This window comes from Paenibacillus solisilvae (assembly GCF_042656405.1).
GTDB lineage: Bacteria > Bacillota > Bacilli > Paenibacillales > Paenibacillaceae > Paenibacillus_Z > Paenibacillus_Z solisilvae.
The window spans coordinates 1-16,121 of sequence record NZ_JBHSOW010000104.1 but is presented as its reverse complement, the minus strand read 5'-3'; the positions used below and the strand labels follow the sequence as shown (position 1 = coordinate 16,121).

Here is a 16,121-nt window from a genome sequence, read left to right as displayed (position 1 = left end):
TGAAATCATAGCTGCCTATAGAGGCATGAATAAAGGAGCAACCGATGCAGACGAGTGAAAAGCCGCCTATTCTTGTCCGGCGTGCAGCGCTTGAGGACAGTTATAAGGTTCTGGAGCTTTGGAAGGGCTCAGCAAACTGGCTCCACTCCAAAGGGATTCGGCAATGGGACCCTGCGTATTTTACCCTTGAGCGCGTCTATGAATGTTTTCATGACGGTTCAGAATTATATGTAGGGGAGATGAAGGAAGAGATCGTAGGGACTTTACTGGTAGGGTGGTCGGACCCCTTCATATGGGAGGAGCTGGATAACGAAGATTCCGGCTACATCCATCGCTTTGCTGTAAGCCGCGATTATTTGGGATTAGGCATTGGAACCGCTTTGTTGGAATGGGCGGAGAATTATATATGGAATGCAGGGAAGAACCTGGTCCGATTGGACTGCATGGCTGATAATGAGCGGTTAAATCAGTATTATCAAGACCATGGCTTCACGTTTCAAGGAGTCAAGGTATGGGAGAACGGGTGGAAAAGCAGCTTGTATGAGAAAATTTAGCCTCAGTGGCTGCAGCTAATACGAAGGAGAGCCCTATGAAATCTATTTATCTCATCCGGCATTGTAAAGCAGAAGGTCAGGATTCATCGGCGAATTTGACGCCAGCAGGCAGAATTCAAGCAGAAACGCTGGCGGATTTCTTGGCTGATGCTTCTATTGATTATGTACGATCCAGCCCTTGGGTGAGAGCAGTGGATACGATCCGGCCATTCTGTTCCGCAAGAGGCCTCGCCCTGCATACGGATGAGCGATTGACTGAATATGTATTAAGTTCGGAAGCTTATCCGGATTGGCAGGACAAGCTGAAGCTAGCCTATGAAGACCCCGACCTGAAATTTACAGGCGGAGAATCGACAAAAGAGTCGATGGTCAGAGCAATTGCAGTTGTTGAGGAGCTGTTGGCAAGACAAGAGTCTCATGCTGCCATTGTCACGCATGGTGCGCTTATGTCGCTGATCATAAGGCATTATGACAAAGAATTCGGTATTGAGGGCTGGAAGAATCTCTCCAATCCCGACGTGTATAAACTTATTGTCCACGGCAACAACCAGTCCGAGATCGAACGAATTTGGACAGAGAGGAACGAAGAACCATGAGCCCTCCTAAGCATATCGTTTCAGCTGCAGTCGTCATCCTTAATGAACGCAGCGAAATTCTGTTAATCAAAGGACCGCGGAGAGGCTGGGAGATGCCCGGCGGACAGGTAGAGGAAGGTGAATCGATCAAAGCTGCAATTGAAGAGACGCTTCAGATGGTCACTTGGAAAAACTTCAAGCAGCGGATTGAGCTCTGTTTGGATGAGGCGCAGCAGCCCTTCTATGTGGAGTTTTAAATAATAGAGCTGTCTTGAGGATGAAGGAGATTCCATTCAAAGGTCGAACTCAAGGTAGTGTACCCCAAAATGTAAGCGGTATATATCTGTTCATAATAAAGTGACCTGACTAGGAGGATGAAGAACATGAAGAATAGAGTACTCGGAACAACTGGAGTAAGTGTCGGAGAAATAGGGATGGGCTGTATGCCGATCTCGGTTCATGGCCGTCCATCTGAAGAAACAGGGATTGAAGCCATTAATGCTGCACTCGAAGCGGGGATAACGTTGTTTGATACGGCAGATTCCTACTGTCTGGAAACAGCAGAAATGGGTCATAATGAGCAAGTTCTTGCCAAAGCGCTGAAGAATCATCCTGAAGCCTATGTGGCTACTAAAGGCGGATTGCTTCGCCCAGAAGGCCAGTGGGAGACGGATGGCCGCCCGCAGCGATTGAGGGAAGCATGCGAAGCGAGTCTGAAGGCGCTCGATAGGGATGATATATTCCTGTATCAGTTCCACCACCCTGATCTTAAAGTGAATTTTGCAGACTCCATCGGCGCTCTTGCCGATCTGCAGCGCGCGGGTAAAATCGTACATATCGGCCTATCTAATGTAACTGTAGAAGAGCTCGACGAAGCGCTCTCCATTGTTCCAATCGTCAGTGTACAGAACCGGATGAACGTCTTCGACCGTTCTTCAGCGGCAGTGCTGAGACGATGCGAGGAGCTTGGTATTGCATTCCTGCCGTACAGCCCGCTGAACGGGATGGGTCAAGCGGGTAAACTCGGCGACAACAAGGTTCTAGCGGCAATCGCAGCAGAGAACAGCCTGTCTCCGCAGCAGGTCGCGTTAGCCTGGCTGCTTCAGCATTCTCCGGTTATACTGCCGATTCCGGGAGCCAGCCGTGCCAAGAATATCGTCAACAGCGCAGGCGCATCAGCAGTGACTCTATCAGCAGCGGATATCGAACAACTGAATGCGATTGCATAATGACCTATTTAGAATTGGGAACCATCTTCCCACTGTAGAGGATGGTTCTATATTCATCATTCTGAATCCGAACGGAGGCTTGTGATGCGAAGCGAAGAGGTCATGATGGATTTAATTCTTGATTTCGCGAGGGCAGATGAGCGAGTACGGGCCGTTATTATGAATGGCTCGCGTGTGAATCCGGATGCGCCCCGCGATCGGTTTCAAGATTATGATATTGTTTATCTGGTAACCTCTGTGGACGATTATGTCCGTGACCGCAGCTGGATCAGTTACTTTGGCGAGTTAATGATCATTCAGACCCCTGATGAGATGGAGGTTCCCGCGCCCGGGGAGAACAGCGACGGGAAGTTCGCCTTCCTGATGCAGTTTATAGATGGTAATCGGATCGATCTTACGATGTTTCCCGTTCAGAAAATGGCGAATATGCAGCAGGACAGCTTAAGCAAGCTGCTGCTGGATAAAGACGAGATCATTCCGCCTTTGCCGCCTGCAAGCAGCAAGGATTACTTGACCCAGCCGCCTACCTCTCAACAATTCGAGCACTGCTGCAATGAGTTTTGGTGGGTGAGCACTTATATCGTGAAAGGGCTTTGGCGAAGAGAGCTATCTTATGCAAAGTTTATGTTTGACGGTCCAGTCAGAGATATGCTTATGAAAATGTTGAACTGGCACATTGCCATCCGTTCGGACTTCAAGGCTGATCCAGGCAAGCTGGGCAAATATTTTGAAAAACATCTCGAACCGAAGCACTGGGCTGCTTTTGCTGCAACCTATTGCGATGCCGACTATGAGAACATCTGGCGGTCATTATATGTCATGACCAGCTTATTTCGCGAGATTGCGCAGGTTGTGGCAGCATTTTTCGATTATACGTATCCTCATGAGGATGACAGGCGGGTTACCGAATATTTCAATCAGATACGGAACCTGCCCCAGGATGCTTAGTTTCTAATTTCACGCTGCTTTCAGTAGCAGCTTCCCAGTTGCTTCACCGTCTATAAGATGCACCAATCTATGGACGGAGCTGGGCGGGGATGAAAACGAACGCGGGTAGGAATCATGTTTAATTTCGAAGGAGAAGACTGTCAGTCATAGCTGTGGTGCTGACAGTCTTCTCCTCGTTTGGCGGAGGCTTGATCTGATGAGCTTCAACAAGGCGAGAGATGACGCGCAAACAGCAGGACGCCTCGTTATTGCCGGGTGCCCTTCGGAGTAATCCACGGCAGTAGATGGTTCCCCACTGCTGTTGATGATGGAACAAAACAAAACAGCCTGTCACACGACAGACTGTTCTTCACCGATTTCACGGCCTTGTTTCTCCCAATAGCTCCGGAAACGTCCGTTCATACGGAGCAGCTCTTCGGCTGTGCCGAACTCAACCGCTTCACCGTGTTCCAGAAAAACAATATAATCCGCGTCTCTGATCGTAGAGAGCCGGTGCGCAATAATGATTTTCGTACAGCCGCTCGCCCATTCTCCAAGATCCCGTTGAAAAGAGGCCTCGGTCTCAACATCGAGTGCTGAGGTCGGCTCATCGAGAATGAGGAGTGAAGCATCACGCAGAATCGCCCGTGCGATGGATAACCGCTGTTTTTGACCATGAGAAAGCTTAATTCCACGCTCGCCAATCTCAGAATCCATTCCATTTGGCAATAACTCAATGAATGCATAGGCTTGTGCAAGCTTAGCTGCGCGGATGATTTCGTCCCGGCTCGCTCCCGGCTTGCCCACTTCAATATTGGCAGCGACTGTGCCGTCGAACAGGTAAATATCTTGGGATACAAGTGCCATCCGCTCACGAATGGAGTGAATGGCATAGGTTTGAAGCGGCCTGTCATTTACCTGTATCCGGCCTTGCTGAGGATCATAGAAACGGTAAAGCAGCTTCACGATGGTGCTTTTACCGGCTCCGCTTGGCCCGACAAGTGCAAGCGACTTTCCGGCGGGAATGGTAAAGGATAGATTGCGGAGCGTCTCTGCTCCTTCCGTGTAGTGAAAGCCAATGTTCTCATAACGAATAGCTGGTGCGCCGGCTTCAAGTACCGTTCCTGCCCTAGTATCCTCCTCCGCCATATCCATCACTTCGAACAAGCGTCTGGCTCCGGAAACCGATCGCTGCAAATTATTGATCGTATCCACAAGTACGGTGAAAGGTTCAGCAACCTTATCAAGCAGGGTGATAAACGCAACCAAGCCCCCGACGCCAATATCGCCCGATGTCATTAAGGCTGCCCCTATACCGATACCGGTCAGATATCCCGCATGCCCTGGCAGATCCTTTGTGATGCTGCGAATCGTACTGATATTGGTTAACAGCACATTATAGGCAACTCCGCGCTTCTGGATCTCAGCCATACGTGCGTTCACACTGTCTTCCATCTGGTTCGCTTTTACTTCCCGGATGCCGTGCAGGGTTTCTCCTATTGTGAAGAATACGTCACGGGTTACGAGGTTTTGCAGCTCTGCCGCCTGCTGGAATTTTGACTTCAGGACCAAATTACTTACCATCTGCAGCGGTCCGATGGCAATTGCGATCGCGCCGAGCAGCGGGTGTACAGATAGAAGATAAATGCCCACGAACACAAAGGAAATAGGCAGAGCAATCAGCCGCTGTACATCATAGACGATGAAATTCTTCGCGATCTCCAGCTCATTATTCATGACATTAACCGAATTGGAGCTGTGGTTATTTTCGTGGAACGATAAGGGTAGACGCTGCAGATGATTCAGGATGCTGCGCCGCATCTCATAGACAACAGACTCATTAAGCGCGGAACGGAGCCAGTTATTAAGAAAGGTAAGAACGAGCTGTGATAAGGCAATGCACACAAACATAAGGATGATTTGGCTTAGCGTGTTTCGAGGTACATGAGGGGCTAGATCAAACAGCCGGCGGCTCGTATCGGCGAAAAACAGCGCAGCAGCCGTTAGCAGCAGCTGAGATCCGACCGCGCCGATATAATACCATTTGTAAGTCTTCACAATCGATAACAGATTGCGGAAGGTTTTGTCCTTAAGCAGCGAGAGGACGGATCTCCTATGATTATCAGTAATTCGTTTGGCTGGTGGCCGTAAGCTCATGACAACCTCCTAATATAAAAAAATGAATGAAGTAAGCGCTGTCAGAACAGCTGCTGCAAAAAAATCCGCATGTAAGATGCCAATACTAGGGAGATTATATCAAGGCATTTCTAGAAACGCTATACCATTTTTTGGGAAGCAGAGAAAGAAGTGATTTGGATAAAGACAGCGCTCATTTATGATAATTTTGTACATTTTCTAAACGGGGCGGCAGGTTATAATGGGAACTAATACCAAGACTACATTGATAGTGAGGGAGTGTTTCTACGTGATGGCCACTATATCTGGGTGAATCAGGACCAGGTTTACGGTAATGGACAGCAAACATGAAAGTTGGATTGATCAGCAAATTGATGGATGAACAGAACCAAATGGTAGGGGCAGTCAATATCCGGCACCGCTTAAACCGACAAGAACGCTCGGAATCAGCAGCGTTTTGGTCGTTTGTGATAAAGCGAATGTAGGCTCTGAACGGACCATTATGAATAATGGCGGAGTGTTGAGTCAGAGTTTACAGAAGAAAACGGCAATGTGGTAAGGCGGTTCTGGATTGAGGAAAGGATAGCTGGTATGTGATGAAGAAGAACTTGGCGGGGGAGCAAATAGCAATGAAAGTATTATGGGATAGAATGGAGCAGTGGCTCCAGAAGCAGGCGCCTGATGTGCTCGCTGATCTGCTGCCAGGGGCAAGCGAACTGGAGATTGCTGAGCTTGAAGCAGCCATTGGCTTCACACTGCCGGCTGATTTAAGAGAATCGCTGCACATTCACAATGGTCAATCAGGTGACGCTCAATGGCTCATTGCTGGATGGGAGCTTCTATCTGCGGAGCGGATTTTAGAAGAATGGCGGATTTGGAAAGACCTCTATGACAAGAGTATATTTGCAGATTTCGATGCCGACGTTCAAACGGGTATTGTCAGCACGTGGTGGCAGCCGGCTTGGATTCCATTAACGTATGACGGTGCTGGCAATCATCATTGCCTCGATCTATTTCCGGCTGATAGCGGAACAAGCGGGCAAATCATCAGTATGTGGCATGACGGGGCGGAGCGGAGAATACTAGCTGGCAGTTACCGGCAGTGGTTCGAATACCTGGTCCAGACTTATGAGGCGAACGATGCGGAATTTGTATTTGAGAGCGGGGATTTCGATTTTGAACAATGATTGACATAAATAACGCCCGGACAACAGGCGGTTAATTCTATAAAAAAGGGTTACAACGTGCAGTATTAATTGCACGCTGTAACCCTTTTGCTTTGAAATCAACCTCAATCAATCGGAGGTTCGATTATATTCTCGCGCTCCGCCTGCTTGCGATGGGCAATACGGCTGCTCGCAGCAGCTGCAATAGCGCCGACAATGTCATCCAGGAAGGTATGGCAAGCAGCATCTTCTTTATCATTAAGCTTCTTTAAGATACCGGGCTTTAATTTATCAACATAACCGAAGTTTGTGAAGCCAATGCTTCCGTAGACGTTCACGATCGACAGGGCCAGAATTTCATCGCACCCATATAAGCCTTCATCGTTATCGATCATTTCCTGCAATGGCGGGAGGAGCTTGCCTTCCTCAGCAAGCATATCAAGCTGAATGCCTGTCAACACCGCATTTTGCACTTCACGCTTGGACAACACTGCCTCTACATACCGCTCACATTCATCTGGAGTCAGTTCCGGATAATAACTCTGCTGAAGGAACATGACGAGTTCACCAATTTGCGGTATCGTTACACCGCGTTTGAGGAGCCATTCCCTTGTGGCTGTTGCAACTGTTTGGCTGTTTAGGCTGTACAATTTGGATTTAGGCAAAGCGATCACCTCTTGTCTCAATTTGTGGGACAAAACTGGTCTAATTATTTGGGAGGGCTCGTATACATAGTACTACAAAAGAGGTACTTGTACCAAACGCCTAACAAGCTGTTCAACCATCAACTAACCCATGGGGAGGAAAAATCGACATGACTCACTATCGCCTGTTTCGCCGGGCTGCGCTCGCCGGAGCGCTGGCGCTGCCCCTTCTGACGACCGGTTGTGGATTATTCTCGCAAGAAGCGAGCGAATCCATTGACCCACCGCAAAACAGCACGCAGAATGTAAGCGGTGCTGCGGATAACAATGGGGTAGACACTGCTGCCGCTCAGCAGACAGACCAATCGCAAATGACTCTTTACCTCAAGGATCAAAATGGGCTGCTGGCTCCAGTTACCGTGCTTGCATCACTGGGCGAATCGGAGAAAGCCGGCCAGAAAGCAATTGAAATGATGGTGGAGGACGGTCAATTCGCTAGTGAGCTGCCGGAAGGCTTCCAAGCCATTCTTCCAAAAGGGACAACGGTTAAGCAGTTCAACCTGGTTCCGGATCAGAACCTGGCTATCGTTGATTTCTCCAAATCATTCAGTGATTATACCGCTGCGGAAGAACGCCAAATTGTTGAAGCCGTTACTTGGACGCTGACGGGCATGCAGGGAATTAAAAATGTGGAAATCTGGATGGAAGGCCAGAAGCTCGCCGAAATGCCGGTGGATGGCTTGCCGATTGACGGACCGCTTACCCGCGCTGTGGGTATCAATCTGCAGGCTGCAGATGGAGTGAACTATAGTCAATCGATTCCGGTTACACTATACTTCGCAGCAGTAACACCAGATGACGAATCGTACTATGTCCCGGTAACACGTCTGGTTAACCGTTCGGATAATAAGGCAAAATCAGCGATCGAGCAGTTGATCAGCGGCCCGCTTGATACAGATCCTCTCACAGCCGTAATCACTCCGGATGTCATCGTGAAGAGCGTTACAACGACGAAGGATGTTGTAACTGTCGAGCTGCAGGACGACGCTTATCAAGAAGGGCAGAAGGAGCCGGCACAAATGCTGCAGGCCGTTATACTTGCCCTGACTGAGAATACCAATGCGACGAAGGTTCAGATCAAGCTGAACGGCAAAACCGATGTAATCGACACCAACAATCAGTCATACAGCAAACCGGTAAGCCGTCCGGAACATGTGAACGCGTTCAAATCATAGGCATTAGGCATTTGTAGAGAATAAGAAGCTGAGCCGGAAAGTCATGCAAATGACCGGAAGGAGCAGCTTCTTTTTGCGTGGGCAGGGTTATCGAATGCCCGGAGAGGACCGCGGATGCTTTTCACTTCTGACTTTGGTAAAATAGGATAGATGCACTGCCCGAACTGAACAATAGGAGCATGCAACTTGAATATGGAGGATTACATAACATGAGAACAGACGGACGACAGTGGAACGAGCTACGGCCGGTTACCATAACGATGAGCCCGAACAAATATGCCGAAGGATCGGTATTAGTCGAATTTGGCGATACGAAGGTGTTATGCACCGCTTCGGTTGAAGAGCGAGTGCCGCCTTTCATGAAGGGTCAAGGCAAAGGCTGGATCAATGCGGAATATTCGATGCTGCCCCGGGCAACACAGGTTCGGAATCAGCGTGAATCCGCCAGAGGTAAGCTGACTGGACGCACCATGGAGATTCAGCGTTTAATCGGCCGCGCGCTGCGTTCGATTGTCGATCTGCAGGCCCTCGGCGAACGGACGATTACACTCGATTGCGACGTTATTCAAGCAGATGGAGGAACGCGTACAACTTCCATTACAGGCGCATTTGTTGCCCTGTCGCTTGCAGTGAACAAGCTATCTAAAACGGTTGATTTTTCCAAATACCCGATTACAGACTATCTGGCATCAGTGAGCGTTGGCGTAATTCAAGAGAAAACGCTGCTCGATCTTAATTATGATGAAGATTCCAAAGCAAAGGTCGATATGAACGTTGTGATGACAGGCTCGGGTAAATTCGTCGAGGTGCAGGGAACCGGTGAGGAAGCACCTTTCACAAGGCAGGAGCTTGATTCCCTTCTCGGAGTTGCCGAAGACGGAATCCATGGACTTATAGCTAAGCAGCGTGAAGCTTTGGGTGATAAAGGAAGACGGATTGGCGTAGTTACGGTATGAAGCAGGGGGATACCGTTGTCGTAGCGACCAAGAATGCAGGCAAGGTAAAAGAATTCGCTCATGCATTCGGTAAGCTGGGTATGCATGTTGTCAGTATGTTTGATTATCCCAAGCTGCCTGATGTGGTGGAGGATGGGACAACCTTCTCGCATAATGCCCGCAAGAAAGCCAAAGAAGTCGCAGTCGCACTCGGTCTGCCTGTTCTTGCCGATGATTCAGGACTTGAGGTTGGATTACTCGGCGGGGAACCCGGTGTCTACTCAGCCAGGTACGCTGGCCCCGGAGCGACGGATGCGCTTAATAACGCGAAGCTGCTCTCCGAGCTATCCATATTGACTGCCAATGAAGGCTCAGCACTCGGACAATTAGAGGATGGAACGAAGCTGCTCAGCCCGGCCAGATTTGTATGTGCGTTAGCCCTGTTCATTCCTTCGACGGGCGAATTCGTGGAGTCAGAAGGCTATGTAGAAGGTCAAATTGCAGATCAGCCCCATGGCGGCGGCGGATTCGGCTATGATCCGTTATTCTGGCTGCCGTCTCATGGGCGCGCTATGGCCGAGCTGACGGTGGAAGAGAAGCAGAAGATCAGTCATCGGGGTGCGGCACTTGCGAAGCTGCTGCAGAAGCTGGAAGAAGTTTAACTGGAATAGGAATGGACCGCTTAGCTTCAATAAGAGGCTTTGCGGTCCTTTTTTATACGAGTACGATATCATTCTCAATTATCTCCTCCGAAAGGAGTAAGGGTACGGTTGTTCTCCATCCACTGCACGGCATAATCGACCAGCTCCCGCTGCGGCATCAAACGAACTTCAGCATCTCCGATTTCCCCTATACGAACTAATCCTGTCTCTGCCTCGAATGCTTCTCCGATCGTTATGAAATCCTCGGTATCAAAGACAATATCATCAAAGGTAATCCATGCTCTCTGACTGTTTGCGGTCCCGACTGTGCCGATTTTCGTTCTCTGTTTGGCAGGATAGTCGGCTCTGTATTCTGCAAGATGAAGGGAGGTGTTGTTATCATGATTAACGCCGAGCAGCATAATCCATGCTTTGCAGTCGTAGAGCCTCGCAAGGGGAGAGTGTTCACCTAAGCCATTGGCAAGTGAATGGTTCTGTGTTATTCGCTGTGCTTCAGGCCCTCTGGCGGCAAAAGAAAGCTGCGGATGATTGCTTCGCAGTGTACCGGCCTGCTTGCGGAATGTTTCCGCAAGAGTACCCATTGCCCAAGTTGGCGTTAAATCCCGGTCAAAAGCAGGCATTTCCGCACGAATCAGCTCCCACCATTCCTTGGGAACCGGCGGATTTTGCCAGAGTGCAGGATCGGATAGATCACCGGTATGTGTAGGCATGACGAGTGTGCCTGCTTCGCCCAGCAATTCTTCCAAAGCCAGAATTATGGCAGCAGGCCCGCCTATAATCCAGCGATTAAGGGATTTGATTGAGGAATGAACGATCAGAGTCATTCCATTACGGACTCCTGCAGCAGTAAAATCGCGTTTAAGCGAGGAGATGGAAGCTGGTGCAGCCGATTCATTTATTGTCATAGCCTTGTTCCTCTCTGCCGATTGATTAGGAAGGTATGTGAGGGCTTGCCGGAGAGCTATTAACCTGGTTGTGAATGGTATTCGCTATTGTAACGGATGGACCGGCCGTTTTCTCAAAGTGAACAGTGAAAGAAGAGACCGAGAGTAAACAAGCCGCTAATAGGACAATGTAACGTATACGCATATCATCACCTCATCCTCCATACGCATAAAAACCTGTATGTGTTGCAGTTCACTGTCGGGGGACCGAATCATTAACGGTGCAGACATAAAAAAACAGCCCTTAACGAATGTTAAGGGCTGTCTCTCGAAAACGGAAAACTACAGTTTTACAACGTTTTCTGCTTGTGGTCCACGGTTGCCTTGAACAACGTTGAATTCAACGTGTTGTCCTTCGTCAAGGGATTTGAAGCCTTCGCCTTGGATTGCGGAGAAATGTACGAATACGTCATTTCCACCTTCAACCTCGATAAAACCAAATCCTTTTTCTGCGTTAAACCATTTAACTGTTCCTTGTGCCATTTTGAATGACCTCCAAAAGTTTATTTAATATGTTTTTTTTGAAATTTAATAACAAAAAATCACACATTGAAAAGGGTATCATTAACAAATGCTAACCTTTTCAATAAGTGAATTTAAGGTTTAATTTGCTTATAGACGTATCCTACCACACTGAAATGAACAAAGCAAATGGGTTTTTATTTAATGCGAAATTTGTCTGAAAATAAGACGCGTCCATATGCTCGAATATACCTACTGAGAAAGCCCCGTAAGGACGACAGGAACAGCCAGTATACGGGGCTTTTGCTTGCAAGTTGAATTACCGGATCGATACGCGATACTCGCGCAGCCACATATCGACTTGCAATAAATAGGCAAAAAGTTGGGGTCCGGACATCAGCTGTCCAAACCATGGGAGGTTAGAACTTGCCGTTTCCGACTCCGCGATCTCCCGGATTTTCTTCACATTGATTAAGGGAAGCAGCGGAGAATTACCATCACTCAGAATATCGAGCAGTCTTGAGCGGACGGCTGATAGATAGTTCGGGTTATGTGTTTTGGGATAAGGGCTTTTCTTGCGGTACAGCACATCATGCGGAAGAACGCCTTCGAGCGACTGCCGAAGAATACCTTTCTCACGGTCACCGGTCATCTTGATCTGCCAAGGTATATTAAATACATATTCCACGAGCCGGTGATCGCAGTAAGGAACACGTACCTCGAGCCCGACTGCCATGCTCATTCTGTCTTTGCGGTCGAGCAAGGTCGGCATGAACCGGGCAATATTCAGATAAGACATCTGTCTCATACGAGAAGCTGCAGCATCTTCGCCATTTAACCTTGGGACTTCCGCAATCGCATCCGAATAACGGTCACCCAAGTATTCAAGCGGTTTGATCCAAGCAGCCACATCTTGAGACAGCAGATCAGCACGCATGCCTGCAGCCAGCGACCAGGGGAATGTATTTGCATTCAAGGCATCCTCGCGGTGAAACCATGGATATCCCCCGAATATTTCATCGGCTGCCTCTCCTGAGATTGCTACGGTTGCTTCTTTCTTGATCTCTTTACAGAAAAGCAGCAGTGATGCGTCCACATCCGCCATTCCCGGCAAATCCCTGGCAAGCATGGCATCACGAAGCGCCTCAACAAGCTCCGGCGTATCGAAAGCGATCGGATGATGCTCCGTCTGGAGGTAGCTGGTCATCCGTTCAATCCAAGGGGCGTCGGCATTGGGCTGGAAGGCATGTGACTTGAAATGTTTATCGTTATCTACATAATCGACTGAGAAGGTATGGACATTTCCTTGTCCTGTTTGTTTGTAGTAGCTAACAGCCAGTGCTGTAAGCGCGCTTGAATCAAGCCCGCCTGACAATAAGGTGCATAGCGGGACATCAGAAACAAGCTGGCGTTCAACCGTATCGCTGAGCAGCTCGCCTACCTTGCGTGCCGTTGCAGCAGCATCCTCGGTATGCGGCCTGCTCTCAAGCTTCCAATATGCCGCAATCGAAACGCCTGACCGGTTGGCAATTGCACATTGGCCAGGCAGCAGCTCAGAGAGATCCCGATAGACGCCATGCCCTGGCGTACGTGCAGGACCGACGATGAAGATCTCGGCTAATCCTTCCGGACCTATCTCCGGTTTGACGGCTGGATGGGCCAGCAGTGCCTTCGGCTCGGAACCGAATATAAACCGGCCAAGCTGCTTGGCAAAGAACAGCGGCTTCACTCCAAGGCGATCGCGCGCTAGAAATAGCTGCTGCTCCTTTGAATCCCAGAGAGCAAAAGCAAAGATACCGTTAAACTTCTCGACGCAGGAAGGGCCCCATTCCATATAAGCCACTAACAATACCTCGGTATCGCAAGTTGTTGTGAATCGTCTGCCGCGGCCTTCAAGCTCCCGTTTCAGCTCAGGCGCGTTGTATAGTTCTCCATTATATACGAGGACATACGTATCATCTTCAGTGGTACGAACCATCGGCTGCGCACCGTTGATCGGGTCGATAACGGAAAGTCTCCGGTGTCCGAGGGCGCAGTGCGGAGATATCCAGGTGCCCGAGGCATCTGGTCCGCGGTTTGCCAGCGTTCCGGTCATCTTTTCCAGCGTCGCAGATTGTTTGGTCAGGTCATCCGTCCAGTCGATCCAGCCGGTGAATCCACACATGGTTCTCATTCCTCTCTTTGCAGGGCATAAACAGCGATACTAAGATGGTTATGCGGTTGTGAAGCATATAATGTCTGTCCGCCTGGGGATGCTAAAGGATGGCGGAAACAAGCAAATACGAACTACACATTTCCTTGAGAAATGTTAGGAAAGGGAGTTTCTAGCGTGACAAATAATCAAGATGAAGCATTTTACGCGCGTAAACCTTATTATGTGTCCGTACAGGCGGGCTCGATTTTGGAAGATCCGACGGCTGCTGCTTATGAGCTGGTAATAGAAGTTAATGAAGAAGAACGGAATCAGCTTGGGGAGCTGTTCGATGAGCTCTCTTCTATGGATGAGGCGGAGATGATCCATTTTGCTCAAAGTCCTTTCGGATCAGCATCTGACGAACAGATCAACAGGGGCGTGGACGGGCTACTCGTGGATATTTACAAATTGCTTTATAAATGGGGAACGCCCGAAACGAAGAGCCATATCGCTACAATGGGGCTTTTCTCGGAGGGGAGCCTGCAATGACGGTTACAGGGGCTCATGTACGCCGTGCGATCGACCGGGATGGAATTCGCTGCTGCGAGGTTGAGGTAAGAACAGATCAGCTTGAAGCGCCGGAGCTGCTTGCGTTCTTCGGGACCTCTCAAGATAACGACTATGATCTTGTTGCCATCGTGAAGAATGATGCCTCATCAGAAATTGATTGGTACGACAACAGTATGCACAGCGCCTACTCGGACATCAGCATGGAGCTGTTTGAAACTACTACCATGAAGACGAATTGGGGAGAGCGGGAACTCTTCAAGGAGCAGGTGCTCTCCTACCCTGGAGTCAGAGCCGAATTACATCGACTTCTGGATGTTTAACGAAAAGATAAATAAACCGAATGTTCCAATCCGCAATTCGTGGAGCAGCAAACACGCCTATATTCCGCACAGAGACGACTGCCATTCATTTGATTGAAAATTCCGCCTTCTTTCTTCGATCATGCTACAATAGGTGCGAAAGTGATATTCGCAAAGCGGTAACCACCGCTTATCGGATGCATGCGAAGTGAGGAGGCGGCTTCATGGGTACAACCTTATTGCGGAATGCCACAATTGTAACAATGAATGATCAAGATCAAATCGTAGTCGGCGACGTGCTGCTGCGGGATGACCGGATCGTGTCCGTCGGTGAAACCATCACCGAGCATGATGCCGACACAACTGTCATTGAAGCAAAGGGAAAGCTGCTGCTGCCTGGCTTCGTACAAACCCATATTCATTTATGTCAAACCTTATTCCGCGGGCGTGCAGATGATATGGCGCTTATGGACTGGCTCCGCAAACGTGTTTGGCCGCTGGAAGCAGCGCATGATGAGGAATCGGTTTATTACTCGGCCATGCTTGGAATCGGAGAACTGCTCAGGAGCGGTACGACCACGATTCTTGATATGGAGACGGTAAGCCATACGGATTCGGCCTTTCAAGCGATGGCGAGCAGCGGCATTCGGGCGATATCCGGTAAAGTCATGATGGATGCGGGCGGAGATGTGCCTCTAGGACTCCAAGAGCAGACAGACAAGTCCGTAGCCGAGAGCACGAGACTGCTGGAGAAATGGCACGGCCATGATGGCGGCAGACTGGGGTATGCTTATTGTCCGAGGTTTGTCGTTTCCTGTTCAGAGCAGCTGCTGATTGAGGTAAGGGACTTAGCTGCACATTATAATGTGCTTGTACATACGCATGCGGCGGAGAATCTCGAAGAGATTGAACTGGTCAGAAGCCAGCGCGGCATGCGCAATATCGTTTATCTGCATCATATTGGACTCACCTCACCGCGGCTGGTACTTGCTCATTGCATCTGGCTTGACGACGAAGAGCGGGAAATTATAAGACGTACCGGAACGAAAATGACTCATTGTCCAGGCTCGAACCTGAAGCTCGCTTCCGGTATCGCTATGGTGCCTGAGCTGCTGGAGCAGGGTGTGGAAATCGGCATCGGTGCTGACGGCGCTCCGTGCAACAACACACTGGATATGTTTCAAGAAATGCGGCTGACCGCCTTGCTGCATAAGGTGCGCTGCGGTCCGGAATCGATGGATGCGCGCACTGTGCTGCGGATGGCTACGATTGGCGGTGCACGGACGCTTGGGCTCGATCACCTGATCGGCTCCATTGAAGCCGGGAAGAAAGCGGATTTGGCACTTCTGGATCTGAATGACTTCCACACCTTCCCCTCCTACGAAGCCGATCCGTATTCCAGAGTCGTTTATGCCGCATCCAGGGGCAATGTTGATTCGGTTTGGGTGGATGGGAAGCGAGTCGTTGAACGCGGTAAAGTGCGTACCGTTGATAAGCGCCTAGTCCTGCGTGAAGCGGACCGCTCGATTGCAAGGCTGCTCAAACGCATATAATCGATAAAAAAACCGGTGAACTCGCTATGTGGTCATACCCCTGTCAAGTAGACATTAGAAAAAAGCTATGCTGCCAGCGCGCACCGGTATTCAATC

The 16,121-nt window shown here is 49.5% G+C and carries 17 protein-coding genes; 12 read left to right on the top strand and 5 right to left on the bottom strand.

The features are described from left to right. The first annotated feature begins 44 nt into the window (after nt 1-44). From ACFPYJ_RS27090 to ACFPYJ_RS27070, 5 genes are all read left to right on the top strand, one after another. Nucleotides 45-554, top strand: a complete 510-nt coding sequence (locus ACFPYJ_RS27090) for a GNAT family N-acetyltransferase (protein WP_379191367.1) — start codon at nt 45-47, stop codon at nt 552-554. A 35-nt stretch (nt 555-589) separates the two neighbouring features. Further along, a complete protein-coding gene (locus ACFPYJ_RS27085; protein WP_379191366.1) occupies nt 590-1,150 on the top strand; it encodes a histidine phosphatase family protein in 561 nt (186 codons plus the stop codon). Continuing rightward, nucleotides 1,147-1,386 carry an NUDIX hydrolase gene (locus ACFPYJ_RS27080; protein WP_379191365.1) on the top strand — a complete coding sequence of 80 codons (240 nt, stop codon included), beginning with the start codon at nt 1,147-1,149 and terminating at the stop codon, nt 1,384-1,386. The genes ACFPYJ_RS27085 and ACFPYJ_RS27080 overlap by 4 nt, the downstream gene beginning before the upstream one ends. Nucleotides 1,387-1,512: 126 nt before the next feature. After that, nucleotides 1,513-2,358 carry an aldo/keto reductase gene (locus ACFPYJ_RS27075; protein WP_379191364.1) on the top strand — a complete coding sequence of 282 codons (846 nt, stop codon included), beginning with the start codon at nt 1,513-1,515 and terminating at the stop codon, nt 2,356-2,358. An 84-nt stretch (nt 2,359-2,442) separates the two neighbouring features. Then, complete coding sequence (locus ACFPYJ_RS27070) at nt 2,443-3,306, top strand: aminoglycoside 6-adenylyltransferase (RefSeq protein ID WP_379191363.1); 864 nt, start codon at nt 2,443-2,445, stop codon at nt 3,304-3,306. Between the two features lie 330 nt (nt 3,307-3,636). Here ACFPYJ_RS27070 and ACFPYJ_RS27065 read toward each other — a convergent pair whose 3' ends face one another. After that, entirely contained in the window at nt 3,637-5,442 is a 1,806-nt protein-coding gene (locus ACFPYJ_RS27065; protein WP_379191362.1) for an ABC transporter ATP-binding protein, read from the bottom strand. Nucleotides 5,443-6,050: 608 nt separating this feature from the next. On the opposite strand from ACFPYJ_RS27065, the gene ACFPYJ_RS27060 reads away from it, so the two are divergent. After that, nucleotides 6,051-6,608: an SMI1/KNR4 family protein gene (locus ACFPYJ_RS27060; protein WP_379191361.1), complete on the top strand. Its 558-nt coding sequence runs from the start codon at nt 6,051-6,053 to the stop codon at nt 6,606-6,608. 104 nt (nt 6,609-6,712) lie between these two features. On the opposite strand, the gene ACFPYJ_RS27055 is transcribed toward ACFPYJ_RS27060, so the two are convergent. After that, a complete protein-coding gene (locus ACFPYJ_RS27055; RefSeq protein WP_379191360.1) occupies nt 6,713-7,252 on the bottom strand; it encodes a phosphatidylglycerophosphatase A family protein in 540 nt (179 codons plus the stop codon). Between the two features lie 149 nt (nt 7,253-7,401). Here ACFPYJ_RS27055 and ACFPYJ_RS27050 point away from each other — a divergent pair, with 149 nt between their 5' ends. The 3 genes from ACFPYJ_RS27050 to rdgB all read left to right on the top strand — a co-directional run bounded on the left by ACFPYJ_RS27050 (nt 7,402) and on the right by rdgB (nt 10,063). Continuing rightward, nucleotides 7,402-8,466, top strand: coding sequence for a GerMN domain-containing protein (locus ACFPYJ_RS27050; RefSeq protein ID WP_379191359.1), 1,065 nt, complete (start codon nt 7,402-7,404; stop codon nt 8,464-8,466). Nucleotides 8,467-8,675: 209 nt separating this feature from the next. Beyond that, the gene (rph, locus tag ACFPYJ_RS27045) at nt 8,676-9,422 is read left to right on the top strand and encodes a ribonuclease PH (RefSeq protein ID WP_379191358.1); all 747 of its coding nucleotides are present in this window, start codon (nt 8,676-8,678) and stop codon (nt 9,420-9,422) included. After that, on the top strand, nt 9,419-10,063 hold the full coding sequence (rdgB, locus tag ACFPYJ_RS27040) for an RdgB/HAM1 family non-canonical purine NTP pyrophosphatase (RefSeq protein WP_379191357.1): 645 nt from the start codon (nt 9,419-9,421) through the stop codon (nt 10,061-10,063). Before rph ends, rdgB begins: the two co-directional genes overlap by 4 nt. 74 nt (nt 10,064-10,137) lie before the next feature. Here rdgB and ACFPYJ_RS27035 read toward each other — a convergent pair whose 3' ends face one another. From ACFPYJ_RS27035 to asnB, 3 genes are all read right to left on the bottom strand, one after another. Further along, nucleotides 10,138-10,968, bottom strand: coding sequence for an AAC(3) family N-acetyltransferase (locus ACFPYJ_RS27035; RefSeq protein WP_379191356.1), 831 nt, complete (start codon nt 10,966-10,968; stop codon nt 10,138-10,140). Between the two features lie 321 nt (nt 10,969-11,289). Then, nucleotides 11,290-11,490: a cold-shock protein gene (locus ACFPYJ_RS27030; protein ID WP_125653563.1), complete on the bottom strand. Its 201-nt coding sequence runs from the start codon at nt 11,488-11,490 to the stop codon at nt 11,290-11,292. Nucleotides 11,491-11,788: 298 nt separating this feature from the next. Next, the gene (gene asnB / locus ACFPYJ_RS27025; protein WP_379191384.1) at nt 11,789-13,633 is read right to left on the bottom strand and encodes an asparagine synthase (glutamine-hydrolyzing); all 1,845 of its coding nucleotides are present in this window, start codon (nt 13,631-13,633) and stop codon (nt 11,789-11,791) included. A gap of 165 nt (nt 13,634-13,798) precedes the next feature. Between asnB and ACFPYJ_RS27020 the strand changes: the two genes are divergently transcribed. The 3 genes from ACFPYJ_RS27020 (at nt 13,799) to ACFPYJ_RS27010 (ending at nt 16,025) form a co-directional block, all read left to right on the top strand. Continuing rightward, a complete protein-coding gene (locus ACFPYJ_RS27020) occupies nt 13,799-14,152 on the top strand; it encodes a hypothetical protein (RefSeq protein ID WP_379191355.1) in 354 nt (117 codons plus the stop codon). After that, nucleotides 14,149-14,493: a hypothetical protein gene (locus tag ACFPYJ_RS27015; protein ID WP_379191354.1), complete on the top strand. Its 345-nt coding sequence runs from the start codon at nt 14,149-14,151 to the stop codon at nt 14,491-14,493. The genes ACFPYJ_RS27020 and ACFPYJ_RS27015 overlap by 4 nt, the downstream gene beginning before the upstream one ends. Nucleotides 14,494-14,696: 203 nt before the next feature. Beyond that, the gene (locus tag ACFPYJ_RS27010) at nt 14,697-16,025 is read left to right on the top strand and encodes a 5'-deoxyadenosine deaminase (protein ID WP_379191353.1); all 1,329 of its coding nucleotides are present in this window, start codon (nt 14,697-14,699) and stop codon (nt 16,023-16,025) included. Nucleotides 16,026-16,121 lie beyond the last annotated feature (96 nt).